The 22,611-nt window shown below is 59.8% G+C and carries 23 protein-coding genes and 1 other RNA gene; 18 read left to right on the top strand and 6 right to left on the bottom strand.

The features are described from left to right. The first annotated feature begins 89 nt into the window (after nucleotides 1–89). Nucleotides 90–1,184 carry a cell division protein ZapE gene (gene zapE, locus NQL71_RS16895; RefSeq protein ID WP_043302216.1) on the top strand — a complete coding sequence of 365 codons (1,095 nt, stop codon included), beginning with the start codon at nucleotides 90–92 and terminating at the stop codon, nucleotides 1,182–1,184. 189 nt (nucleotides 1,185–1,373) lie between these two features. Here the strand turns inward: zapE and NQL71_RS16890 are convergent, their stop codons facing one another. Further along, nucleotides 1,374–2,294 carry a GlxA family transcriptional regulator gene (locus NQL71_RS16890; RefSeq protein ID WP_178134363.1) on the bottom strand — a complete coding sequence of 307 codons (921 nt, stop codon included), beginning with the start codon at nucleotides 2,292–2,294 and terminating at the stop codon, nucleotides 1,374–1,376. A 220-nt stretch (nucleotides 2,295–2,514) separates the two neighbouring features. On the opposite strand from NQL71_RS16890, the gene NQL71_RS16885 reads away from it, so the two are divergent. Next, a complete protein-coding gene (locus tag NQL71_RS16885) occupies nucleotides 2,515–3,651 on the top strand; it encodes an acyl-CoA dehydrogenase family protein (protein WP_274643042.1) in 1,137 nt (378 codons plus the stop codon). A gap of 46 nt (nucleotides 3,652–3,697) precedes the next feature. Here NQL71_RS16885 and NQL71_RS16880 read toward each other — a convergent pair whose 3' ends face one another. Further along, on the bottom strand, nucleotides 3,698–4,738 hold the full coding sequence (locus NQL71_RS16880) for an NADP(H)-dependent aldo-keto reductase (RefSeq protein ID WP_046818999.1): 1,041 nt from the start codon (nucleotides 4,736–4,738) through the stop codon (nucleotides 3,698–3,700). Nucleotides 4,739–4,984: 246 nt separating this feature from the next. Between NQL71_RS16880 and rplM the strand changes: the two genes are divergently transcribed. The 7 genes from rplM (at nucleotide 4,985) to NQL71_RS16845 (ending at nucleotide 9,874) form a co-directional block, all read left to right on the top strand. Next, nucleotides 4,985–5,413 carry a 50S ribosomal protein L13 gene (gene rplM / locus NQL71_RS16875; protein WP_003228062.1) on the top strand — a complete coding sequence of 143 codons (429 nt, stop codon included), beginning with the start codon at nucleotides 4,985–4,987 and terminating at the stop codon, nucleotides 5,411–5,413. Nucleotides 5,414–5,427: 14 nt separating this feature from the next. After that, nucleotides 5,428–5,820, top strand: coding sequence for a 30S ribosomal protein S9 (rpsI, locus tag NQL71_RS16870; RefSeq protein WP_003228056.1), 393 nt, complete (start codon nucleotides 5,428–5,430; stop codon nucleotides 5,818–5,820). A 269-nt stretch (nucleotides 5,821–6,089) separates the two neighbouring features. Further along, on the top strand, nucleotides 6,090–6,683 hold the full coding sequence (gene petA / locus NQL71_RS16865; RefSeq protein WP_034149537.1) for a ubiquinol-cytochrome c reductase iron-sulfur subunit: 594 nt from the start codon (nucleotides 6,090–6,092) through the stop codon (nucleotides 6,681–6,683). Beyond that, nucleotides 6,683–7,894, top strand: a complete 1,212-nt coding sequence (locus NQL71_RS16860; protein ID WP_046819000.1) for a cytochrome b — start codon at nucleotides 6,683–6,685, stop codon at nucleotides 7,892–7,894. The genes petA and NQL71_RS16860 overlap by 1 nt, the downstream gene beginning before the upstream one ends. Next, a complete protein-coding gene (locus NQL71_RS16855) occupies nucleotides 7,894–8,676 on the top strand; it encodes a cytochrome c1 (RefSeq protein WP_077185202.1) in 783 nt (260 codons plus the stop codon). The genes NQL71_RS16860 and NQL71_RS16855 overlap by 1 nt, the downstream gene beginning before the upstream one ends. 150 nt (nucleotides 8,677–8,826) lie before the next feature. After that, entirely contained in the window at nucleotides 8,827–9,444 is a 618-nt protein-coding gene (locus NQL71_RS16850) for a glutathione S-transferase N-terminal domain-containing protein (protein WP_007972581.1), read from the top strand. Between the two features lie 16 nt (nucleotides 9,445–9,460). Next, the gene (locus tag NQL71_RS16845) at nucleotides 9,461–9,874 is read left to right on the top strand and encodes a ClpXP protease specificity-enhancing factor (RefSeq protein ID WP_046819002.1); all 414 of its coding nucleotides are present in this window, start codon (nucleotides 9,461–9,463) and stop codon (nucleotides 9,872–9,874) included. Between the two features lie 83 nt (nucleotides 9,875–9,957). Here NQL71_RS16845 and NQL71_RS16840 read toward each other — a convergent pair whose 3' ends face one another. From NQL71_RS16840 to NQL71_RS16825, 4 genes are all read right to left on the bottom strand, one after another. Next, complete coding sequence (locus tag NQL71_RS16840) at nucleotides 9,958–10,536, bottom strand: BON domain-containing protein (protein WP_008147477.1); 579 nt, start codon at nucleotides 10,534–10,536, stop codon at nucleotides 9,958–9,960. Then, the gene (locus NQL71_RS16835; protein WP_046819003.1) at nucleotides 10,533–11,126 is read right to left on the bottom strand and encodes a phosphoheptose isomerase; all 594 of its coding nucleotides are present in this window, start codon (nucleotides 11,124–11,126) and stop codon (nucleotides 10,533–10,535) included. The genes NQL71_RS16840 and NQL71_RS16835 overlap by 4 nt, the downstream gene beginning before the upstream one ends. A gap of 104 nt (nucleotides 11,127–11,230) precedes the next feature. Further along, nucleotides 11,231–11,593 carry a YraN family protein gene (locus tag NQL71_RS16830; protein ID WP_077185203.1) on the bottom strand — a complete coding sequence of 121 codons (363 nt, stop codon included), beginning with the start codon at nucleotides 11,591–11,593 and terminating at the stop codon, nucleotides 11,231–11,233. Then, nucleotides 11,593–13,404, bottom strand: a complete 1,812-nt coding sequence (locus NQL71_RS16825; protein WP_046819005.1) for a penicillin-binding protein activator — start codon at nucleotides 13,402–13,404, stop codon at nucleotides 11,593–11,595. The genes NQL71_RS16830 and NQL71_RS16825 overlap by 1 nt, the downstream gene beginning before the upstream one ends. A 208-nt stretch (nucleotides 13,405–13,612) precedes the next feature. On the opposite strand from NQL71_RS16825, the gene rsmI reads away from it, so the two are divergent. From rsmI to mraY, 9 genes are all read left to right on the top strand, one after another. Next, nucleotides 13,613–14,485 (top strand): 16S rRNA (cytidine(1402)-2'-O)-methyltransferase, encoded by an 873-nt coding sequence (gene rsmI / locus NQL71_RS16820; RefSeq protein ID WP_274643041.1) that lies wholly within the window; start codon nucleotides 13,613–13,615, stop codon nucleotides 14,483–14,485. A 76-nt stretch (nucleotides 14,486–14,561) separates the two neighbouring features. Next, an RNA gene (gene rnpB / locus NQL71_RS16815) (RNase P RNA component class A) lies at nucleotides 14,562–14,915 on the top strand. A 356-nt stretch (nucleotides 14,916–15,271) separates the two neighbouring features. After that, entirely contained in the window at nucleotides 15,272–15,727 is a 456-nt protein-coding gene (gene mraZ, locus NQL71_RS16810; protein WP_033040298.1) for a division/cell wall cluster transcriptional repressor MraZ, read from the top strand. Further along, nucleotides 15,724–16,671: a 16S rRNA (cytosine(1402)-N(4))-methyltransferase RsmH gene (rsmH, locus tag NQL71_RS16805; RefSeq protein WP_046819006.1), complete on the top strand. Its 948-nt coding sequence runs from the start codon at nucleotides 15,724–15,726 to the stop codon at nucleotides 16,669–16,671. The genes mraZ and rsmH overlap by 4 nt, the downstream gene beginning before the upstream one ends. Beyond that, entirely contained in the window at nucleotides 16,668–16,961 is a 294-nt protein-coding gene (gene ftsL, locus NQL71_RS16800) for a cell division protein FtsL (RefSeq protein WP_046819007.1), read from the top strand. The genes rsmH and ftsL overlap by 4 nt, the downstream gene beginning before the upstream one ends. Beyond that, nucleotides 16,961–18,700, top strand: a complete 1,740-nt coding sequence (locus NQL71_RS16795) for a peptidoglycan D,D-transpeptidase FtsI family protein (protein ID WP_274643057.1) — start codon at nucleotides 16,961–16,963, stop codon at nucleotides 18,698–18,700. The genes ftsL and NQL71_RS16795 overlap by 1 nt, the downstream gene beginning before the upstream one ends. Next, on the top strand, nucleotides 18,700–20,163 hold the full coding sequence (locus NQL71_RS16790) for a UDP-N-acetylmuramoyl-L-alanyl-D-glutamate--2,6-diaminopimelate ligase (RefSeq protein WP_046819009.1): 1,464 nt from the start codon (nucleotides 18,700–18,702) through the stop codon (nucleotides 20,161–20,163). The genes NQL71_RS16795 and NQL71_RS16790 overlap by 1 nt, the downstream gene beginning before the upstream one ends. Beyond that, nucleotides 20,156–21,523, top strand: coding sequence for a UDP-N-acetylmuramoyl-tripeptide--D-alanyl-D-alanine ligase (locus NQL71_RS16785; RefSeq protein ID WP_077185204.1), 1,368 nt, complete (start codon nucleotides 20,156–20,158; stop codon nucleotides 21,521–21,523). The genes NQL71_RS16790 and NQL71_RS16785 overlap by 8 nt, the downstream gene beginning before the upstream one ends. After that, entirely contained in the window at nucleotides 21,523–22,605 is a 1,083-nt protein-coding gene (gene mraY / locus NQL71_RS16780; RefSeq protein ID WP_008016698.1) for a phospho-N-acetylmuramoyl-pentapeptide-transferase, read from the top strand. The genes NQL71_RS16785 and mraY overlap by 1 nt, the downstream gene beginning before the upstream one ends. Nucleotides 22,606–22,611 lie beyond the last annotated feature (6 nt).

Below are 22,611 nucleotides of genomic sequence, written 5' to 3'. Positions count from 1 at the left end.
CAACGGCTCGGCCCGACCAAGGGCTGATTGCCATTCCCCCGGGCCATCGCTACAGTGACGGCCCGTTTTTGTTGCCTTGCTAACGAATTATGACGCCCCTAGAACGATATCAAGCTGATCTGAAACGCCCGGAATTCTTCCATGATGCCGCGCAGGAAACTGCCGTGCGTCATCTGCAGCGCCTGTACGACGATCTGGTCGCGGCCGAGCAGAACAAGCCGGGCCTGCTGGGCAAACTGTTTGGCAAGAAGGATCAGGCACCGGTCAAGGGCCTGTACTTCTGGGGTGGCGTGGGTCGCGGCAAGACTTACCTGGTCGACACCTTCTTCGAAGCGCTGCCGTTCAAGGAAAAGTCCCGCACTCACTTCCACCGCTTCATGAAGCGCGTGCACGAAGAGATGAAGACCCTGGGCGGCGAGAAAAATCCGCTGACCATCATTGCCAAGCGTTTCGCCACCGAAGCCCGGGTGATCTGCTTCGATGAATTCTTCGTCTCCGACATCACCGACGCCATGATCCTCGGCACCCTGATGGAAGAGCTGTTCAAGAACGGCGTGACCCTGGTGGCAACCTCGAACATCGTGCCGGACGGCCTGTACAAGGACGGCCTGCAACGCGCGCGCTTCCTGCCGGCCATCGCGCTGATCAAGCAGAACACCGAGATCGTCAACGTCGACAGCGGCGTCGACTATCGCCTGCGTCACCTGGAACAAGCGGAGCTGTTCCACTTCCCGCTCGACGAAGCCTCCCACGAAAGCCTGCGCAAAAGCTTCCGCGCGCTGACGCCGGAATGCACCGCTGCGATCGAAAACGACGTGCTGATGATCGAGAACCGCGAAATTCGTGCCCTGCGTACCTGCGACGACGTGGCCTGGTTCGACTTCCGCGAACTGTGCGATGGCCCGCGCAGCCAGAACGACTACATCGAACTGGGCAAGATCTTCCACGCCGTGCTGCTCAGCGGTGTCGAGCAGATGAGCGTCACTACCGACGACATCGCCCGACGCTTCATCAACATGGTCGACGAATTCTACGATCGCAACGTCAAGCTGATCATTTCTGCCGAAGTCGAACTCAAGGACCTCTACACCGGCGGTCGCCTGAACTTCGAGTTCCAGCGAACCCTGAGCCGCCTGCTGGAAATGCAATCCCACGAATTCCTGTCCCGGGCGCATAAGCCGTAAGACGATTCGAAATCGAAAAAAAGGGCCTGCATTTGCAGGCCCTTTTTTTGCGCTGAAGAAACCTCGAAGTCACCGCAATCCCTTGTGGGAGCGAGCCTGCTCGCGATAGCGGTGTGTCAGCGACATCATTTGCTGAATATGCCGACGCCATCGCGAGCAGGCTCGCTCCCACATTGGATCTCTGTTGTATCAGGCTGCTTGCTGAAACTGCTGTCGATACTGGTTCGGCGACAACTCCGTGTGCTGGCGGAACAGGCGTGCGAAGAAGCTGGCGTCGTCGTAGCCAACTTCGTAGCTGATGGTCTTGATGCTCTTGCGGCTGCCGGACAGCAGGCCCTTGGCGGTTTCGATGCGCAGTCTCTGCAGGTAGTGCAGTGGCTTGTCGCCGGTGGCGGTCTGGAAGCGGCGCATGAAGTTGCGGATGCTCATGCCGTGTTCGCGGGCGACGTCTTCGAAGCGGAATTTGTCGGCGAAGTGTTCTTCGAGCCAGTGCTGGATCTGCAGGATGATCACGTCCTGGTGCAGTTTTTGCCCGCCGAAACCGATTCTTCCCGGTGAATAGCTGCGTTGCACTTCATAGAGGATGTCCCGCGCTACGGCCTGGGACACGTTGGCGCCGCAGAAGCGCTCGATCAGGTAGATGTACAGGTCGCATGCCGAGGTGGTGCCGCCCGCGCAGTACAGGTTGTCGGCGTCGGTCAGGTGCTTGTCCTGATTGAGCTGGACCCTCGGGAAACGCTCCGCAAAGGCATTGAAGAAGCGCCAATAGGTGGTGGCCTCCTTGCCATCGAGCAGACCGGCTTCGGCGAGCCAGAACACGCCGGTGGCCTCGCCGCACAATACGGCGCCCCGCGCATGTTGCTGGCGCAGCCAGGGCAGGACCTGTGGGTAACGTTTGCTCAGGGTATCGAAATCGTCCCAGAAGGCGGGGATGACGATGATGTCGGCATTTTCCAGGCCGCCATCCACCGGTATTGTCACATCGCTGAAGGTGTTGACCGGTTTGCCATCGGGGCTGACGAGCCGGGTTTCGAAGGCGGGAGTCAGGCCGTGACCCAGTTGTTTTCCGTAGCGCAGGCTGGCGAGGTGGAAGAAATCCTTGGCCTGCATGAGAGTGGAAGCGAAAACCCGGTCAATGGCCAGGATGCTGACGCGCCGCAAGGGCGTGGAGGCTTGGTTAGACATAATTCAACTTTATTCTTATAGGGGAAAGTGGTCACCAGACGGCTGGATCGTCTTATTTTTTGTCGGATGTGTCCAGTGTCCTGTATCGGACGCGAGGCATAGTCTCTGAAGGTCCAGTCCTTTAAAAACAAAGATAAGGTGCCGCATGATTCCCAGAACCTTGTTCAGTTCCGAGCACGAACTTTTTCGCGACAGTGTGCGGACGTTCCTCGAAAAAGAGGCTGTGCCGTTCCATGGGCAATGGGAAAAGCAGGGCTATATCGACCGTCAACTCTGGAACAAGGCAGGGGAGGCGGGGATGTTGTGCTCGCATCTGCCGGAGCAATATGGCGGGCTGGGGGCGGACTTCCTGTACAGCGCGGTGGTCATTGAAGAGGTGGGGCGCCTGGGGTTGACCGGTATCGGTTTTTCCCTGCATTCGGACATTGTTGCACCCTATATCCTGCATTACGGCAGTGAAATGCTGAAACACAAATACCTGCCGAAACTGGTGTCTGGCGAGATGGTCAGTGCCATCGCCATGACCGAGCCCGGCGCCGGTTCCGACCTGCAAGGGGTGAAGACCACCGCGGTGCTCGATGGCGACGAGTATGTGATCAATGGTTCGAAGACTTTCATCACCAATGGCTTTCTCGCCGACCTGGTGATCGTCGTCGCCAAGACCGATCCGAAGGCGGGTGCGAAGGGTACCAGCCTGTTTCTGGTGGAGGCCGATACGCCCGGCTTCGACAAGGGCAGACGCCTGGAAAAGGTCGGCATGAAGGCCCAGGACACTTCGGAGCTGTTCTTCCAGGACGTGCGGGTGCCCAAGGAAAACCTGCTGGGCCAGGCAGGCATGGGGTTCGCGTATCTGATGCAGGAGTTGCCGCAGGAGCGCCTCACCGTGGCCATCGGCGGCCTGGCTTCAGCCGAAGCGGCGTTGCAATGGACCCTGGACTACACGCGCGAGCGCAAGGCCTTTGGCAAGGCGATTGCCGACTTCCAGAACACCCGGTTCAAACTCGCCGAGATGGCGACCGAGATCCAGATCGGCCGGGTCTTCGTCGATCGCTGCCTGGAGTTGCACCTGCAAGGCAAGCTCGACGTGCCGACGGCGGCGATGGCCAAGTATTGGGGCACGGACCTGCAATGCAAAGTGCTCGACGAGTGCGTGCAGTTGCATGGCGGCTACGGATTCATGTGGGAATACCCGATTGCCCGGGCGTGGGCGGATGCGCGGGTGCAGCGGATCTATGCCGGGACCAATGAAATCATGAAGGAGATTATTGCGCGGTCACTGTAATGCAGTGTTGATCGTTCCCACACAGAGCGTGGGAACGATCATTCGATCAAGGTGCAGGGTTCGGGTGGTCCTTGTGGATCGCCTCGATCCCTTCCAGCACTTCCTCCGACAGTTTCAGATCAAAACTGGCAATGTTGCTGTCCAGTTGTTCCAGTGTCGTGGCGCCAATGATGTTGCTGGTCACGAACGGCTGTTGCGTGACGAAGGCCAGGGCCATTTGCGCTGGGTCGAGGCCGTGCTCACGGGCCAGGGCGACGTAACGGCTGCAGGCCGCTTCCGACTGCGGGTTGAAATAGCGGCTGAAGCGGCTGTAGAGGCTCAGGCGACCTTTTGGCGGGCGCGCCCCACCTTCGTACTTGCCTGACAGGAAACCGAACGCCAGCGGCGAATAGGCGAGCAGGCCGCACTGTTCGCGAATGGCGATTTCCGCCAGGCCGACCTCGAAGCTGCGGTTGAGCAGGTTGTAGGGGTTCTGGATCGACACCGCGCGCGGCCAGCCGCGTTGCTCGGCCAGGGCCAGGAAGCGCATGGTGCCCCACGGCGTTTCGTTGGACAGGCCGATGTGGCGGATCTTGCCGGCCCTGACCTGTTCGTCCAGCGCTTCGAGGGTGTCTTCCAGAGGCGTCAGGTTGGCCTCGGTCTGGTGCTTGTAGCCCAGCTGTCCGAAGAAGTTGGTGCTGCGCTCAGGCCAGTGCAGCTGGTACAGGTCGATGTAGTCGGTCTGCAGGCGCTGGAGGCTGGCGTCCACCGCCGCGGTGATGTGCTGGCGATTGTGCCGCAGGTTTTTGTCGCGGATGTAGTCGATGGTGTTGCCGGGGCCGGCGATCTTGCTGGCGAGGATCCAATCGGCACGGTCACCGCGACTTTTGAAGTAATTGCCGATGTAGCGCTCGGTGGTGGCATAGGTTTCGGCCTTGGGCGGCACCGGGTACATTTCGGCGGTATCGATGAAGTTGATCCCGGCGCCCTTGGCTCGCTCGATCTGGGCGAAGGCGTCTGCCTCGCTGTTTTGCTCGCCCCAGGTCATGGTGCCGAGGCAGATTGCGCTCACATTCAGATTGGTTCGGCCTAGCTGGCGATAGTCCATCGGGTGCTCCCCTGGGCAAAACAATCATAAAAGCAGGTTGAATTATTTTTCGCAATCTGCATAATTGCGCACCTCTTTCTGCAGTGGAAGTGATGCGCCGCCGCCGAAGAATCTTGCCGTTGAACGGACGCGCCGACCCGAGCCCCCGAAAGCGTCTGTATCCGGCTGCCTTTGACTTGTCAAAGTACGCACTATTCAGTAAGATCCGCCGTCTAATTTACAGGGCGGCCCCTGAGGCTATAAAGAATGAAAACTTTTACTGCTAAACCGGAAACAGTAAAGCGCGACTGGTTTGTCGTCGACGCTGCTGGTCAGACCCTGGGTCGTCTGGCCACCGAAATCGCGAGCCGTCTGCGTGGCAAGCACAAGCCTGAGTACACTCCTCACGTTGACACCGGCGACTACATCGTCGTAATCAACGCCGAGCAGATCCGTGTTACCGGCGCTAAAACCACTGACAAAATGTACTACTCCCACTCCGGTTTCCCGGGCGGCATCAAGTCGATCAACTTTGAAAAGCTGATCGCCAAGGCCCCTGAGCGCGTGATCGAGACCGCGGTCAAAGGCATGCTGCCTAAGAACCCGCTGGGTCGCGACATGTACCGTAAGCTGAAAGTCTATGCGGGCGCTGCACACCCTCATACTGCTCAGCAGCCCCAAGAACTGAAGATTTAACGGAATAGTTCATTATGTCGGCGACTCAAAATTACGGCACTGGCCGTCGCAAGACCGCAACCGCACGCGTTTTCCTGCGTCCGGGTACTGGTAACATCTCCATCAACAACCGTTCGCTGGATAATTTCTTCGGCCGCGAAACTGCCCGCATGGTAGTTCGTCAGCCGCTGGAATTGACTGAGACTGTCGAGAAGTTCGACATCTACGTCACCGTGATCGGCGGTGGTGTGAGTGGTCAAGCTGGCGCAATCCGCCACGGCATCACCCGCGCTCTGATGGACTACGACGAAACTCTGCGCAGCGCCCTGCGTAAAGCCGGCTTCGTAACCCGCGATGCACGTGAAGTTGAACGTAAGAAAGTTGGTCTGCGTAAAGCGCGTAAGCGTCCGCAGTACTCGAAGCGTTAATTCGCTTCCACGTTCAAAAAAGAACGCCCAGTTTCCTCACGGAGCTGGGCGTTTTTTTGTGCTCGTGATTTTCTCAAAGAATTGCGCTGTGACAACTTGCCACATCGGCAGACGCCCTATACTACAAGGCTTGGCAGTGGTGCCTCGGGGTAATTACCTTGTCAGAATTGGGGCTTTTCATTACCATTCGGCAAAATTTTTATAAGTACAGAGTTTTACTTAGTAGATGCCTGATTTAACAGGCCACAAAGCTGATGGGAGAGGACTGAATGAGCAATGACGGCGTGAATGCAGGCCGGCGTCGCTTCTTGGTAGCAGCCACATCCGTGGTGGGTGCTGCAGGAGCGGTGGGGGCTGCGGTCCCGTTCGTGGGGTCATGGTTTCCCAGTGCCAAGGCGAAAGCCGCAGGTGCACCGGTGAAAGTGAATGTCAGCAAAATCGAGCCAGGCCAGCAGATGATTGCTGAGTGGCGCGGCCAGCCGGTGTTCATCGTCCGCCGTACGCAGGAAATCCTGGGGAATCTGAAGAAGATCGAGGGCCAGTTGTCTGACCCGACCTCCAAGAACTCGACTCAACCAACCTATGTTGATCCGGAAACACGTTCGATCAAGCCTGAGGTCCTGCTGCTGATCGGTATCTGCACGCACCTGGGTTGCTCGCCGACCTTCCGTCCCGAAGTCGCTCCCGCTGACTTGGGCAAGGACTGGGTAGGTGGCTATTTCTGTCCTTGCCACGGCTCCCACTACGACCTGGCTGGCCGCGTCTACAAGTCGCAACCTGCGCCTTTGAACCTGCCAGTTCCCCCGCATTCCTATGAGACCGATGACATCATCGTCGTTGGCGTCGATACGGAGAAAGCGTGATGAGCAAGTTCATGGATTGGGTTGATGCGCGCTTTCCTGCCACCAAGATGTGGGAAGACCATCTCAGCAAGTACTACGCTCCGAAAAACTTCAACTTCTTCTATTTCTTTGGCTCCCTGGCGCTGCTCGTCCTGGTCAACCAGATCGTTACCGGTGTCTGGCTGACCATGAGCTACACCCCGTCGGCAGAAGAAGCCTTTGCTTCCGTCGAGTACATCATGCGCGACGTCGAGTACGGCTCGATCCTGCGCCTGCTGCACTCCACCGGCGCTTCGGCGTTCTTCATCGTGGTCTATCTGCACATGTTCCGTGGTTTGCTCTACGGTTCGTACCAGAAGCCGCGCGAGTTGGTGTGGGTCTTCGGCATGCTGATCTACCTGGCGCTGATGGCCGAGGCCTTCATGGGCTACCTGCTGCCGTGGGGCCAGATGTCCTACTGGGGTGCCCAGGTGATCATCTCGCTGTTCGGTGCGATCCCGGTCATCGGCAACGACCTGACCCAGTGGATTCGTGGTGACTACCTGATCTCCGGCATCACCCTGAACCGCTTCTTCGCCCTGCACGTGGTCGCCTTGCCGATCGTGATTCTCGGCCTGGTGGTGCTGCACGTCCTGGCGCTGCACGAAGTCGGTTCGAACAACCCGGACGGCGTCGACATCAAGAAACACAAGGATGAAAACGGCGTGCCGCTGGACGGTATCGCGTTCCACCCTTACTACACCGTGAAAGATATCGTCGGCGTGGTGGTGTTCCTGTTCATCTTCTGTTCGATCGTGTTCTTCTTCCCGGAAATGGGTGGCTACTTCCTCGAGAAGCCGAACTTTGAAGTGGCGAACGCCTTCAAGACCCCAGAGCACATCGCTCCGGTCTGGTACTTCACGCCGTTCTACGCGATCTTGCGTGCGGTTCCCGACAAGCTTCTCGGTGTTATCGCCATGGGTGCGGCCATCGCCGTGCTGTTCGTCCTGCCGTGGCTGGACCGTAGCCCGGTCAAGTCGATGCGCTACAAGGGCTGGCTGAGCAAGATCTGGCTCTGGGTGTTCTGCATCTCCTTCGTGATCCTGGGCGTTTTGGGTGTTCTGGCTCCGACTCCAGGCCGTACGTTGCTGTCGCAGGTGTGTACCTTCCTGTATTTCGCCTACTTCATCCTGATGCCGTTCTACACCAGGCTCGAGAAGACCAAACCGGTTCCGGAAAGGGTGACTGGCTGATGAAAAAACTATTTGCTGTATTGATGCTTGCTGCCCTGCCAGTGTTGTCCTTTGCGGCACCACACGGTGGTCCCGAGCTGGAAAAAGTCGACATCGACGTTGCTGACAAGGCTGCGATGCAGGATGGCGCGCGTACGTTCGCCAACTATTGCATGGGCTGCCACAGCGCCAAGTTCCAGCGTTATGAGCGTGTTGCCGATGACCTCGGCATCCCGCACGAGTTGATGCTCGACAAGCTGGTATTCACCGGTGCCAAGATCGGCGATCACATGAACATCGGCATGCAGCCGGCTGACGCCAAGACCTGGTTCGGTGCGGCCCCGCCCGACCTGACCCTGGTCGCTCGTGTTCGTGGCACCGATTGGCTCTACGGTTACCTGAAGTCGTTCTATGAAGACCCGTCGCGCCCATGGGGTGTGAACAACAAGGTCTTCCCGAACGTGGGCATGCCTAACGTGCTGGTCGGCCTGCAAGGTCGTCAGGTCGTCGGGTGCAAACAGGTTCAGATCGTCGAGGACGGCAAGAAGCAATATGATCCGCTGACCGGTACGCCGCTGACCCATGAGGCGTGCGATCAGTTGACCATCGTGCCGAAAAGTGGCGCCCTGACCGAAGAGCAGTTCGATGAGAAGGTCAAGAATCTGGTAACCTTCCTGGCTTACTCGGCTAACCCGGTTAAGCTGCAACATCAGCGCATCGGTACGTACGTATTGCTGTACCTGGCGTTCTTCTTCGTATTCGCTTATTTGCTCAAGCGCGAATACTGGAAAGATGTGCACTGATAAAGCTTCAAGCAATTGCTGTTAATCGCGCGCGCCCAAGGGCGCCTCTGAAGGTGTAACGAGCCTGGTGAACCAGGCGTTACGGGAGGCGCCCTCTGGGCGCGCTCGTTTTTCCGCTTCCGATAATTTCAACAAGCGAGGAGGATCGCCATGGGCGTGACCAATCGGTTGGCCTGTTACTCCGACCCCGCCGACCACTATTCCCACCGAGTGCGAATCGTACTGGCAGAGAAGGGTGTCAGCGCCGAGATCATTTACGTTGAGGCTGGTCGCCAGCCGCCTAAACTGATCGAAGTGAACCCTTACGGCAGCTTGCCGACGCTGGTCGACCGTGACCTGGCGTTGTGGGAGTCTACGGTGGTGATGGAATATCTGGATGAGCGTTACCCACATCCGCCGTTGTTGCCGGTCTATCCGGTAGCGCGGGCCAACAGTCGTTTGCTGATTCATCGTATTCAGCGAGACTGGTGTGGTCTGGTGGATCTGATCCTGGATTCGCGGACCAAGGAAGCAGCGCGTGCGGTGGCGCGTAAGGAGCTGCGCGAGAGCCTCACAGGTGTGTCGCCGCTGTTTGCCGACAAGCCGTTTTTCCTCAGTGAGGAACAAAGCCTGGTGGATTGCTGCCTATTGCCAATACTCTGGCGATTGCCGATTCTGGGTATAGAACTGCCGCGGCCAGCCAAGCCGCTGCTTGATTACATGGAGCGCCAGTTTGCGCGTGAGGCTTTCCAGGCGAGTCTGTCTGGTGTCGAACGCGACATGCGCTAAGGCTTAAGGAGCCGCTATGAACTCCAGTCGACCTTATCTGGTCCGTGCGCTCTACGAGTGGATTGTGGATAACGATTGCACCCCGCACATGCTGGTCAATTCCGAGTATCCCTCGGTGCAGGTGCCGCAAGGTTTTGCCAGTGATGGCCAGATCGTCCTGAACGTGTCGCCACAGGCCGTGCGTCATTTGCACATGGACAACGAGGCGGTGAGCTTCGAAGGCCGCTTTGGTGGGGTGCCGCATACCCTGTACGTGCCTATTGCATCGATCCTGGGCATTTACGCCCGTGAGAATGGCCAGGGTATGGTGTTCGATCTGGAGTCGCCCCTGGAGGACGAGGAAGAGATCGAGCCGGATGATGATATTCCGCCTCCGGACAGCGAGCCACCGCGACCAAGCGGAAGGCCGAGCTTGAAGGTGGTGAAATAAAAAAGGGCGATCCGCAAGGATCGCCCTTTTTTATTTCCGTGGGTCGATGGCGTTCCAAGGTCGCCATCCCCGCCAAACAAGGATCAGTCGATGTATTCAAACAGCTTCACGATCTTCTGCACCCCGGACACCCCTTGCACCAGGTTGGTCGCCTGGGCGGCTTCCTGCTTGGTCAGCAAGCCCAGCAGGTAGACGATGCCGTTCTCGGTGACCACCTTGATGCGCGAGCCCGGGATGTTCGGGTCGGTGAGCATCTGGGTCTTGATCTTGGAGGTCAGCCAGGTGTCGTTCTGGCGGGCAAGGAAACCGGAAGGTGGCAGCACCTGCAGTTCGTTATGCACCGTCTTCACCCGCTGAACAGCCGCAGCGGCCTGTTCGGCCTTGGCCTTGAGGTCGGCGCGCGGGGTTTGCCCGGCGAGCAGTACGACGCCGTTGAAGCTGGTGACGACAATGTGCGAGTCGTTGTCCAGGGCCGGATCGGCCTTGGCAATGTTCACGCCGACCTTTGTGTCGATCAATGAGTCGTCGATCTTGCTGCCGAAAGTGCGGGTGCCGCGGTCATCTTCGATCGGTGCTTCGCGGCTGGCATTAACCACCGAGGTGCAGCCGCTGATGCCGAGGCACAGGGTCAGGGCCAGTAGGCCGAGGCGATTAGGGGTCATTCTTCACTCCCGAACAGTTGGCTGTCGATCAAGTCGCAAAGGCAATGGATCGCCAGCAGGTGGACTTCCTGGATACGTGCGGTGACGTTGGCCGGTACGCGAATCTCGACGTCCTCGGGCAAAAGCAGTGACGCCATGCCGCCGCCATCGCGACCGGTCAATGCTACGACAATCATTTCGCGATCATGTGCGGCCTGGATCGCTTGAATTATGTTTGCCGAGTTACCACTGGTGGAAATCGCCAGCAGTACATCGCCCGGCTGGCCGAGCGCGCGGATCTGTTTGGAGAAGATTTCGTTGTAGCTGTAGTCGTTGGCGATCGAGGTGATCGTCGAGGTGTCGGTGGTCAGCGCAATGGCTGGCAGGCTCGGGCGCTCGCGCTCGAAGCGATTGAGCAGCTCGGACGAGAAATGCTGTGCGTCGCCAGCAGAGCCGCCGTTGCCGCAGGAAAGCATCTTGCCCTCGTTGAGCAAGGCGTTGACCATCACCTGGCTGGCTTGCTCGATGTGCGGTGCAAGTACTTCCATCGCCTGTTGCTTGGTGTCGATACTGGCCTGAAAAAGCTGGCGAATTCGGGATTGCATGTCCATCTGTGTGACCTTAATGAGCGCGGCTGTCCGGCACGTGAATGTGCAGCCCGCAAAGCAAAGAGCAAAAGTGTTGAGTGGTAGTGTCCGGTTCGGGGCGCAGGCAATCAGCTGTCGAAGGCATTTTGCAACCAGTTCAACTGATCGAGGTGGCTGTCGATCGCAACCACGTCGAAGCGGCAAGGGGAGTTGGCCCAGCGCGACTCCCGCTGAAGAAAATACTGCGCGGCAAAAATCAATTTTTGCCGTTTGCGCTCATCGATACTATCGAGCGCGCCACCCCATTGAGTGTTTTTTCTGTAGCGAACTTCAACGAATACTACTGTATCGCCCTCCAGCATGACCAGATCAAGCTCGCCGCGTTTACACAGCCAGTTCTGCGCCAGAAGTTGCAGGCCTTGTTGCTGAAGATGCTCGAGCGCATGGCGCTCGGCATCTTTACCGCATTGCTGGCGTGACCTTTCGGGCATCAGCGTGGGGTGTTCGGCAGGCGTTGAACCTGGCCATTGACGAACTCCGCCCATGGCAGCTCGCGCACGACGCGCTGGTTCTGGGTCATGCTCAGGCTGCCCGATTGACCTTCGATGCGGCTGTCCGGCAGGGCTTTCAACTGGCCAAGGCGTGGCGCCAGGCTGTAGGCGTCCACGCCCATGGCGTACAGGCGGCCCAGGCTGCCGCCCGCTTGCGGCCACTGCGCGGTGACCTGGCGGCGCAACGGGTCATTGGCATCCAGCAGCCATGGGGTTTCGCAGAAGCGCACGCCGTTCATGTCGTTGTACTGGTTGACGTCGCCGCTGGCACTGAAGACGTGGGACGTGGCATAGACCGGAACGTCACCGGCGTACTGGAAGTTCAGGGTCGGTTTGATCTGCTGGGCCTGCTGTGGCGTGGCAGCGAGGAAGATGAACTCGATGTCCTGGCGACGCGACGGCTGGGCGGCTACCTGCGAGCCAACGGTGCTTTGCAGGCTCTTGGCGCGACCTTCGCTCTGGCGCAGCTGGAACATGTCGGCAATCTGCTGGGCCAGTTGCACTGGCTGGTCGACACGCTCGGTGGCGACGATGCTGCCGCCGTTGGCTTGCCAGTCCTGGCTGAACGCCTTGAGTACGCGGTCGCCCCATTCGCCTTTCGGTACCATGATAGCGGCGCGATGCAGGCCGTCAGCGCGTGCGCGGCGGGATACTTCGCGGGCTTCGTCTTCAGCGGCCAGGCCAAACTGGAACAGCTGGGCTGGACCTTGGGCGCCTTCGCTGTAGTTCAGGGCCAGCGTGGTGATCGGCAGTTGCGGGAGGGCGCTGAGCTGTTTGACCAGCGGTTTTTCCAGTGGGCCTACCACCAGTTGCACGCCGTCAGCCTGGGCTTTGCGATAGAACTCGTCGAGCGAGGTCAGGCGCGAGCTGTCGTAGAATTCGATGGCTGGCGGTTTCTGCCCAGCTTGTTGCGCCTGGTAATGCGCGGCCATGAAGCCTTCGCGCAATGCTTTGCCGACCGACGCCAGTGGGCCGTCCTGTGGTAGCAGCAGGGCGATTTTGCTCAGGGGTTGACTGGCCAGCTCCTTGAGGTTGGTCAGTGGCAGAGGCAGTTGGCGGGCGGCCGGGTGTTTCGGGTTCTGGGCGCGCCAGTTGTCGATTGCCGCCTGCTGCTGTTCGAGGGTGCCAGCAGACTTCACGGCCAGCGCCAGGGCCATCCAACCGCCAAGGTCGTCGGTGGTGGTCGGCTGCAATTGCTCGGTCGGCAGCGAAGCGATCAGGGTCCAGATCGCCTCGTGGTTTTTGCTCGCCGCTTCACCGCTCAGCATGGGCGCGATGAAGATGCGTTCTTTTGCCGCGGCCAAGGTCTGGCCATCGGCTTCAAGGGCGCGGGCGCGGACGGTGCCGGTGCGAACCTGTTGCTCTTCCGGCATTTCGCCGAGGCGCTGGAAGCTTGGGTGACTCAAAGCGGTCAGCGCGGCTTTCGGCTGGTTGCGGGTCATGGCCAGTTCAGCCGCCAGGGTGTTGGCGAAGATCTGCTGGCCGGGCTTGAGTGTTTCAACCGGAACCTGTTGCAGGATCTGGGCGGATTGGCCGGCATTGCCCTGGCGATAGGCCAGGTCGGCTGCACTCAGTCGCAACAGCGCCGCATCTTCCGGCGTTTTGCTTTGGGCAGCCTTTTCGAGCAGTTGCTCGATGCTGGCATCCGGGGTCCGTGGAAGTTCGCCAAGGCTGGAGGAGGGCGAGCTGGCGCAAGCCGCCAGCAAGGCAGCGAGGCATAGGGCAGAGAACAGCCGCAGGCAAGCGATCATGTAGTGTTCCTGATACTCGATCAAATTAGCGTGGAATTGTACCCAAGCGCTGGCCGGGGCGCGATGTTGGTGGTGCGAAACGATCAATTTAGCTGGTGTAAATGTTGCCGTGCGGCACAAAAGCCTGCAAAAGCGTGTGCTGCTTGCTCGTATCGCGAGTGTCGCTACGCGCTACAATGCCCGTTTTATCGAACATGAGGTGTGCGCTTTGACTGCTCCAGGTGCTTTGAATTCCGCTGCTGGCTCGCTATATGTGGTGGCGACGCCCATCGGCAACCTGGACGATATCAGTGCCCGGGCGCTGAAGATTCTGCGTGAGGTGGCCTTGATTGCCGCTGAAGACACCCGCCACTCCCAGCGCCTGATGCAGCATTTCGGCATTCCCACGCCTTTGGCGGCCTGTCATGAACACAACGAGCGTGACGAAGGTAGCCGTTTTATTACCCGCCTCCTCGCGGGCGATGATGTCGCATTGATCTCCGATGCCGGCACGCCACTGATTTCCGATCCGGGCTATCACCTGGTCCGCCAGGCACGTGCAGCAGGCATCAATGTGGTGCCGGTGCCAGGGGCCTGTGCATTGATTGCGGCCCTGTCGGCGGCGGGTTTGCCTTCGGACCGTTTCATCTTCGAAGGCTTTCTGCCAGCCAAGGCGGTAGGACGACGTGCGCGTCTGGAGCTCGTGAAGGAGGAGCCGCGTACGCTGATTTTCTATGAGGCGCCGCACCGTATCCTCGAATGCCTGCAGGACATGGAGCTGGTGTTCGGCGCCGAGCGCCCGGCATTGCTGGCGCGGGAACTGACCAAGACGTTTGAAACGCTCAAGGGCTTGCCGCTGGCCGAGTTGCGCGAGTTCGTCGAGTCGGACAGTAATCAGCAGCGCGGGGAGTGCGTGGTGCTGGTGGCGGGCTGGACGGCTCCCGAGGAGGAGGGCGCTGTCAGCAGTGAGGCGATGCGTATCCTCGATCTGTTGCTCGAAGAAATGCCGCTCAAGCGTGCCGCCGCGCTGGCTGCGCAAATTACCGGCGAACGAAAGAATGTGCTGTATCAGATCGCGCTGGATAAACAGAAGGGTGAGTGAAAACCCGACGCGCAGGCGTGCACAACGGCGCTTAGCGCTTGTTCTTCGGGCGCTCTGCCGGTAACCTTCGCGGCGGAGAGTCGATCGGACAGTCGCTGCCCTCTATGAAAATTAGGGGGGGGAGGAAAGTCCGGGCTCCATAGGGCGAAGTGCCAGGTAATGCCTGGGAGGCGTGAGCCTACGGAAAGTGCCACAGAAAATAACCGCCTAAGCGCTTCGGCGCCGGTAAGGGTGAAAAGGTGCGGTAAGAGCGCACCGCACGTCTGGCAACAGTTCGTGGCTAGGTAAACCCCACTTGGAGCAAGACCAAATAGGGTCCCAAGGCGTGGCCCGCGCTGGGACCGGGTAGGTTGCTAAAGATGTCCAGTGATGGCCATCGTAGACGAATGACTGTTCAAGACAGAACCCGGCTTACAGATCGACTCTCCACCTTTTTTCTCCCCTCTGCTTAAATCATTGAGCAGGGGTTCGATGATGGCAATTTCCCTCCTTTCAGAATCGTCTTCATTATCACTTTCGTAATATCGAAAAAATCTTACTCTTAATAAATCACTTTAACTTCTGAACGCAGCCGCTTGTGCTGATTCAAGTTGTTGGGCGGTTTCATCCGCCTGATTCTGGTTACTCCTCTCCTAATGTTCCTAAATCTCAGTTCTGTAAGGGTTTTCCTTTAATCCGCGCCTTGACGGTGTGGTGGGCGCATTCCTATAGTGTGCGCAAGTGGCGGAAAGTGGCATGAAGTGGGTTTTTTGAGCAAAAAACGCTAGAATTTGGAGAAACGCTGACGTGTTTCGCGGAGCCAACGCTATCAGTCTCGATGCAAAGGGCCGTCTCGCTATGCCGAGCCGGTACCGTGACGAGCTGGTTTCGCGCAGTTCCGGTCAGTTGATCGTCACCATTGATGCCGTTGATCCGTGTTTGTGCGTTTACCCCCTCGATGAGTGGGAAATTATTGAAACCAAACTGCGTGCACTTCCTTCGCTTCACGAAGCGAACCGCCGTCTGCAACGCTTATTGATTGGTAATGCCGTCGACCTCGAGCTCGATGGCAGTGGTCGTTTTCTGGTTCCACCGCGTCTTCGTGAATATGCCAAGTTGGATAAGCGCGCGATGCTGGTAGGCCAACTGAACAAGTTCCAATTGTGGGACGAAGATGCCTGGGATGCGGTTGCTGCCGCTGACCTGGCTGCTATTCAAGAACCGGGCGCGATGCCTGACGAACTGCGTGAATTGATCCTGTGACTATAGATAGCGGCTTTAACCACATCACCGTACTGCTTGACGAAGCCGTCGAGGCTCTCGCTGTACGTCCTGATGGCTGCTATCTGGACGGAACGTTCGGACGCGGCGGACACAGCCGGTTGATCCTCAGCCAGCTCGGTCCCGATGGTCGGTTGCTCGGGTTCGACAAAGACCCTCAAGCGATTGCCACTGGGCAGACGCTAGCGGCCGAAGACGGCCGCTTTGTCGTTGTGCAGCGCAGCTTTGCCGAGCTGGGTGCGGAAGTTGCTGCGCGCGGCATGAACGGCAAGGTCAGCGGTGTCCTGCTCGACCTGGGCGTCTCTTCGCCGCAGCTGGACGACCCTGAGCGCGGTTTCAGCTTCCTCAACGATGGTCCATTGGACATGCGCATGGACCCGTCCCGCGGGATCAGCGCTGCCGAATTCGTCAACACTGCGCCCGTGGAAGAAATTGCCCGGGTGTTCAAGGAATACGGCGAAGAGCGTTTTTCCGGGCGCATGGCCCGTGCCGTAGCCGAACGCCGCGATATCAAGCCGTTCGAGCGCACCGCCGATCTGGCTGAAGTCTTGAAAGTCGCGAACCCGGCCTGGGAGAAGGGCAAGAATCCGGCAACCCGTGCGTTCCAGGGGCTGCGCATTCACGTCAACAACGAGCTGGGCGATCTGGAAGCCGGTCTCGAAGCGGCGCTGGAGAGCCTGGAAGTGGGCGGTCGCCTGGTGGTCATCAGCTTCCATTCGCTTGAGGATCGCATCGTCAAGCTGTTCATGCGCAAGCTGGTCAAAGGTGAAGCCGACAACCTGCCACGCAACCTGCCGGTTCGGCACGTCGCCTTCGAACCGAAAATCAAAATCCATGGCAAAGCACAGACGGCCTCCGATGCCGAGCTGAAGGCCAACCCACGTTCCCGTAGTGCTGTCATGCGCGTGGCGGAGAAACTGCGGTGAGCAAGCTTTTTGCCAAGCCACTGCCCGGCGGAAGCTTTTTCATGCTGTTGTTGTACGTTGGCGTGCTCGTGTCAGCCATTGGCGTGTCCTACAGCGCCCACTGGAACCGCCAGTTGCTGAACACGCTCTACGGCGAGTTGAGCGTGCGCGACAAGGCGCAGGCCGAATGGGGTCGCTTGATTCTTGAACAAAGCACCTGGACCGCCCATAGCCGTATCGAAGTGCTGGCCACCGAACAACTGAAGATGCGCATTCCCGGCGCCGCCGAAGTGCAGATGGTGGCGCCATGATGAAACTCGAAGGCGCACTGTTTCCATGGCGCTTCCGCCTGGTGCTGGGTCTGCTCGGCGTCATGGTGGCAGCGATTGCCTGGCGCATCATTGACCTGCAAGTGGTCGATCGTGCCTTCCTTAAAGGTCAGGGCGACGCGCGCAGTGTTCGACATATTCCGATTCCGGCCCACCGCGGCCTGATCACAGACCGTAATGGTGAGCCTCTGGCGGTCAGTACCCCGGTCACCACCCTGTGGGCCAATGCCAAGGAAATGCAACTGGCCAAAGAGAAGTGGCCAGCACTCGCTGCCGCGCTGGGGCAGGACTCCAAGGCACTGGCCGAGCGCCTTGAAGCACAAGCCAACAAGGAATTCATTTATCTGGTGCGCGGGCTGACGCCTGAGCAGGGCCAGGCCGTACTCGACCTGAAAGTGCCGGGTGTCTACGGCATCGAAGAGTTCCGCCGTTTCTACCCGGCCGGTGAGGTCACCGCCCATATGGTCGGCTTTACCGACATCGACGACCATGGTCGAGAAGGGGTCGAGCTCGCCTACGATGAATGGCTGGCCGGGGTCCCCGGCAAACGGCAAGTGATCAAGGACCGGCGCGGCCGGTTGATCAAGGATGTCCAGGTCACCAAAAACGCCAAGGCCGGAAAGCCCTTGGCGTTGTCCATTGACCTGCGCCTGCAATACCTCGCCAACCGCGAATTGCGCAACGCGATCATCGAGAACGGCGCCAAGGCCGGCAGCCTGGTGATCATGGACGTGAAGACCGGCGAAATCCTCGCCATGGTCAACCAGCCGACCTACAACCCGAACAACCGCCGCAACCTGCAACCGGCGATGATGCGTAACCGCGCGATGATCGACGTGTTCGAACCGGGTTCGACCATGAAGGCGATCTCGATGAGCGCCGCCATCGAAACCGGACGCTGGAAGCCGAGCGACACCGTCGAGGTGTACCCGGGCTCCCTGCAGATCGGCAAGTACACCATCAAGGACGTCTCCAAGAGCGAAGGTCCGGTGCTTGACCTGGCCGGGATCCTGATCAATTCCAGTAACGTCGGCATGAGCAAGATCGCGTTCGATATCGGTGGCGAGACGATTTTCCGTCTCGCCCAGAAAGTGGGTCTCGGCCAGGATACCGGCCTCGGCTTCCCGGGCGAACGTGTCGGCAACCTGCCGAACTACCGCGAATGGCGCAAGGCTGAAACCGCAACCCTGTCCTACGGCTACGGTGTTTCGGTGACGGCGATCCAGTTGGTGCACGCCTTCTCGGCCCTGGCCAACAACGGTCGCCTTGCGCCCCTGACACTGATCAAAACCGACAAGGCGCCACAGACCACCCAGGTGCTGCCGGAAGCTGTTGCGAAAACCATGCAGGGCATGCTGCAGCAAGTGATCGAGGCCCCGCGCGGCGTGTTCCGCGCGCAGGTGCCGGCCTATCACGTGGGCGGCAAGTCCGGTACTGCACGTAAGACTTCGGTCGGCACCAAAGGTTATGCCGAGAACTCCTACCGCTCTCTGTTCGCCGGTTTCGGCCCGATGAGCGATCCGCGTTACGCCATCGTGGTCGTCATCGACGAGCCGACCAAGGCCGGTTACTTCGGCGGCCTGGTATCTGCACCGGTGTTCAGCCGCGTGATGTCCGGCACTCTGCGCCTGATGAACGTCACCCCGGACAACCTGCCACCTACCCAACAAGCGAACGCAGCGCCGGTCGTTCCACTGAAAGCCAATGGAGGGCGCGGCTGATGTCTCTGAGCCTGAACAAGATTTTCCCCCACGCCGGCCACGATCTGTTGATCCGTGAATTGGCACTGGACAGTCGCAACGTACGCGCGGGCGATTTGTTCCTCGCGGTGCCGGGCGGCAAATTCGATGGCCGTGCGCACATTGCCGATGCGCTTGCGCGTGGCGCCGCAGCCGTGGCGTATGAAGTGGAAGGCGCCACTGTGCTGCCGATCACTGACGTGCCGCTGATTCCGGTCAAGGGCCTGGCGGCGCAGCTGTCGGAAATCGCCGGGCGTTTTTACGGCGAGCCGAGCCATCACCTGAAACTGGTGGGCGTGACCGGTACCAACGGCAAGACCAGCGTGACCCAATTGGTGGCCCAGGCGCTGGATCTGCTCGGTCAGCACTGCGGCATTGTCGGTACCCTCGGCTGCGGCTTTTATGGCGCGCTCGAAAGCGGCCTGCACACCACGCCAAACCCGATTGCGGTGCAAGCGACCTTGGGCGACCTGAAAAAGGCCGGTGCCAAGGCGGTTGCCATGGAAGTTTCGTCCCATGGCCTGGACCAGGGCCGGGTCACCGCGCTGGCATTCGATGTGGCCGTGATGACCAATCTGTCCCGTGACCACCTGGACTACCACGGCACCATGCAGGCCTACGGCGAAGCCAAGGCCAGGCTGTTCGCCTGGAACGAACTGAAATGCCGGGTGGTCAACCTCGACGACGAGTTCGGCCGGCAACTGGCCGCCGACAAGCGTGAATCGCGGCTGATTACCTACAGCCTGCTCGACAGCAGTGCTTACCTCTATTGCCGCGAAGCGCAGTTCGACGACGAAGGCGTGCGCGCCACCTTGGTCACGCCGCAGGGTGAACACCACCTGCGCAGCACCTTGCTGGGTCGTTTCAACTTGAGCAACGTATTGGCGGCGGTGGGCGCCTTGCTCGGCCTGGATTACGCCCTCGACGAAATTCTCAAGGTACTGCCCAAACTCGAAGGCCCGGCCGGACGCATGCAGCGCCTGGGCGGTGGTACCCAGCCATTGGTGGTGGTCGATTACGCCCACACCCCGGACGCCCTGGAAAAAGTCCTGACGGCCCTGCGCCCCCACGTCAAAGGCCGGCTGCTATGCCTGTTTGGCTGTGGCGGCGATCGCGATCGCGGCAAGCGTCCGCTGATGGCCGAAGTGGTCGAGCGTCTGGCTGATGGCGTGCTGGTCACCGACGACAACCCGCGTACCGAAGACCCATCAGTGATTTTCGATGACATCCGTGCCGGTTTCACCGCTGTGGATAAAGTGACTTTCGTTGCCGGCCGTGGCCAGGCGATTGCCCAGTTGATCGCGGGTGCGTCGGCGGATGACGTGATCGTCCTGGCCGGTAAGGGTCATGAGGACTATCAGGAAATCAACGGCGAGCGCCATGCCTTTTCCGATCTGGTCGAGGCCGATCATGCCTTGACCGCGTGGGAGGTGGCCCATGCTTAAAGCCTTGAAGCTAAGCGAACTGACCGGCGCGCTGAATGCGCGCTTGATCGCTGCAGATGCGAGCTTCGACGGCGTCAGCATCGACAGTCGCGCCATCAAGCCGGGCCAGCTGTTCATTGCCCTGGTCGGTCCGCGTTTCGATGGTCATGACTACCTCAATGAAGTCGCGGCCAAAGGTGCCGTGGCGGCGTTGGTCGAGCGCGAAGTTCCCGACAGCACGCTGCCGCAATTGCTGGTCGCCGATACCCGTCATGCCTTGGGGCAACTGGGGGCGCTCAATCGCGCGGCGTTCACCCAGCCCGTCGCCGCCATCACCGGTTCCAGCGGCAAGACCACGGTCAAGGAGATGCTCGCTAGCATCCTGCGCACCCGCGGTCCGGTGCTGGCCACCCGCGGCAATCTGAACAACGACCTCGGCGCGCCGTTGACCCTGCTCGAGCTGGCACCGGAACACACCGCCGCCGTGATTGAGCTCGGCGCTTCGCGCCTGGGTGAAATCGCCTACACCGTGGGCCTCACCAAGCCCCATGTGGCCATTCTCAACAATGCCGGAACCGCCCATGTCGGCGAGTTCGGCGGGCCGGAAAAAATCGTCGAGGCCAAGGGCGAAATCATTGACGGGCTGGATGCCAATGGCGTCGCCGTGCTCAATCTCGACGACAAGGCGTTCGACATCTGGAAGACCCGCGCTGGCGAGCGCAAGGTGCTGACCTTCGCCCTGAGCAATGTCAGTGCCGATTTCTACGCCAGCGACCTGTCCACCGATGCCCGTGGTTGCCCGGCGTTCAACCTGCACAGTCCTGAAGGTGAGGAGCGCGTTCAACTGAACTTGCTCGGCACCCATAACGTCGCCAATGCCATGGCTGCTGCGGCTGGCGCCCATGCCCTGGGGGTGTCGCTGTTCGGCATCGCCACCGGCCTCGGCGCGGTGCAACCGGTCAAGGGTCGTACTGTTGCGCAACTGGCCAGCAATGGCATGCGCGTGATCGATGACACTTACAACGCGAACCCCACCTCCATGTGCGCCGCCATTGATATACTGGCCGGCTTTTCCGGTCGCACCGTTCTGGTGCTCGGGGATATCGGCGAGTTGGGCGACTGGGCGCAGCAGGGGCACCACGACGTGGGCGAATACGCCCGCGGCAAGGTTTCTGCGCTGTACGCCGTCGGGCCGATGATGGTTCACGCCGTCAATGCCTTCGGTCCACAAGGCTTTCACTTCAGCACGCAGGCTGAGCTGATCAAGGCCCTGGGGGCCGAGCAAGACACAAACACCACCATTTTGATCAAGGGCTCGCGCAGCGCCGCGATGGAAAACATCGTTGCCGCCTTGTGCGGGACCAGCCTGGAGAAACATTAATGCTGCTGCTGCTAGCGGAGTATCTGCAACAGTTCTACAAAGGCTTCGCGGTCTTCCAGTACCTGACCCTGCGCGGGATCCTCGGTGTGCTGACCGCGCTGGTCTTGTCGCTGTGCTATGGCCCGTGGATGATCCGCACCCTGCAGAACCGTCAGATCGGCCAGTCCGTTCGCAATGATGGCCCGCAATCGCACCTGTCCAAGTCCGGCACCCCGACGATGGGTGGCGCGCTGATTCTGTCGTCGATCGGCGTCAGCACCCTGCTGTGGGCTGACCTGACCAACCGCTATGTCTGGGTCGTCCTGTTGGTGACCCTGTTGTTCGGCGCCATCGGCTGGGTCGACGATTACCGCAAGGTGATCGAGAAGAACTCCCGTGGCTTGCCGAGCCGCTGGAAGTACTTCTGGCAGTCGGTGTTCGGCCTCGGCGCGGCGATCTTCCTTTATATGACCGCCGCGACCCCGGTGGAAACCACCCTGATCCTGCCGATGCTCAAGGACTACAGCATCCCGCTGGGCGCGGGCTTCATCGTCCTGACGTACTTCGTGATCGTCGGTTCGAGCAACGCGGTCAACCTGACCGATGGCCTCGACGGCCTGGCGATCATGCCAACCGTGATGGTCGGTGGTGGCCTGGGGATCTTCTGCTACCTGTCGGGTAACGTGAAATTCGCCGAATACCTGCTGATCCCCTATGTACCGGGCGCGGGTGAGCTGATCGTGTTCTGCGGCGCGCTGATCGGTGCGGGCCTGGGCTTCCTCTGGTTCAACACCTACCCGGCGCAAGTCTTCATGGGTGACGTCGGCGCGCTGGCGCTGGGCGCGGCCCTGGGCACCATCGCGGTGATCGTCCGTCAGGAAATCGTCCTGTTCATCATGGGCGGCGTGTTCGTGATGGAAACACTGTCTGTCGTCATTCAGGTTGCGTCCTTTAAGCTGACCGGTCGCCGTGTGTTCCGCATGGCACCGATTCACCACCACTTTGAACTCAAGGGCTGGCCCGAGCCACGCGTGATTGTCCGCTTCTGGATCATCACCGTGATTCTCGTGCTGATCGGCCTTGCCACCCTGAAACTGAGGTAGAAACTC

Source organism: Pseudomonas serbica, from assembly GCF_028823535.1.
In the GTDB taxonomy this organism is placed as follows: domain Bacteria; phylum Pseudomonadota; class Gammaproteobacteria; order Pseudomonadales; family Pseudomonadaceae; genus Aquipseudomonas; species Aquipseudomonas serbica.
Note: the sequence above shows the minus strand (reverse complement) of the source record. Positions and strands in the feature narration are given on the sequence as shown.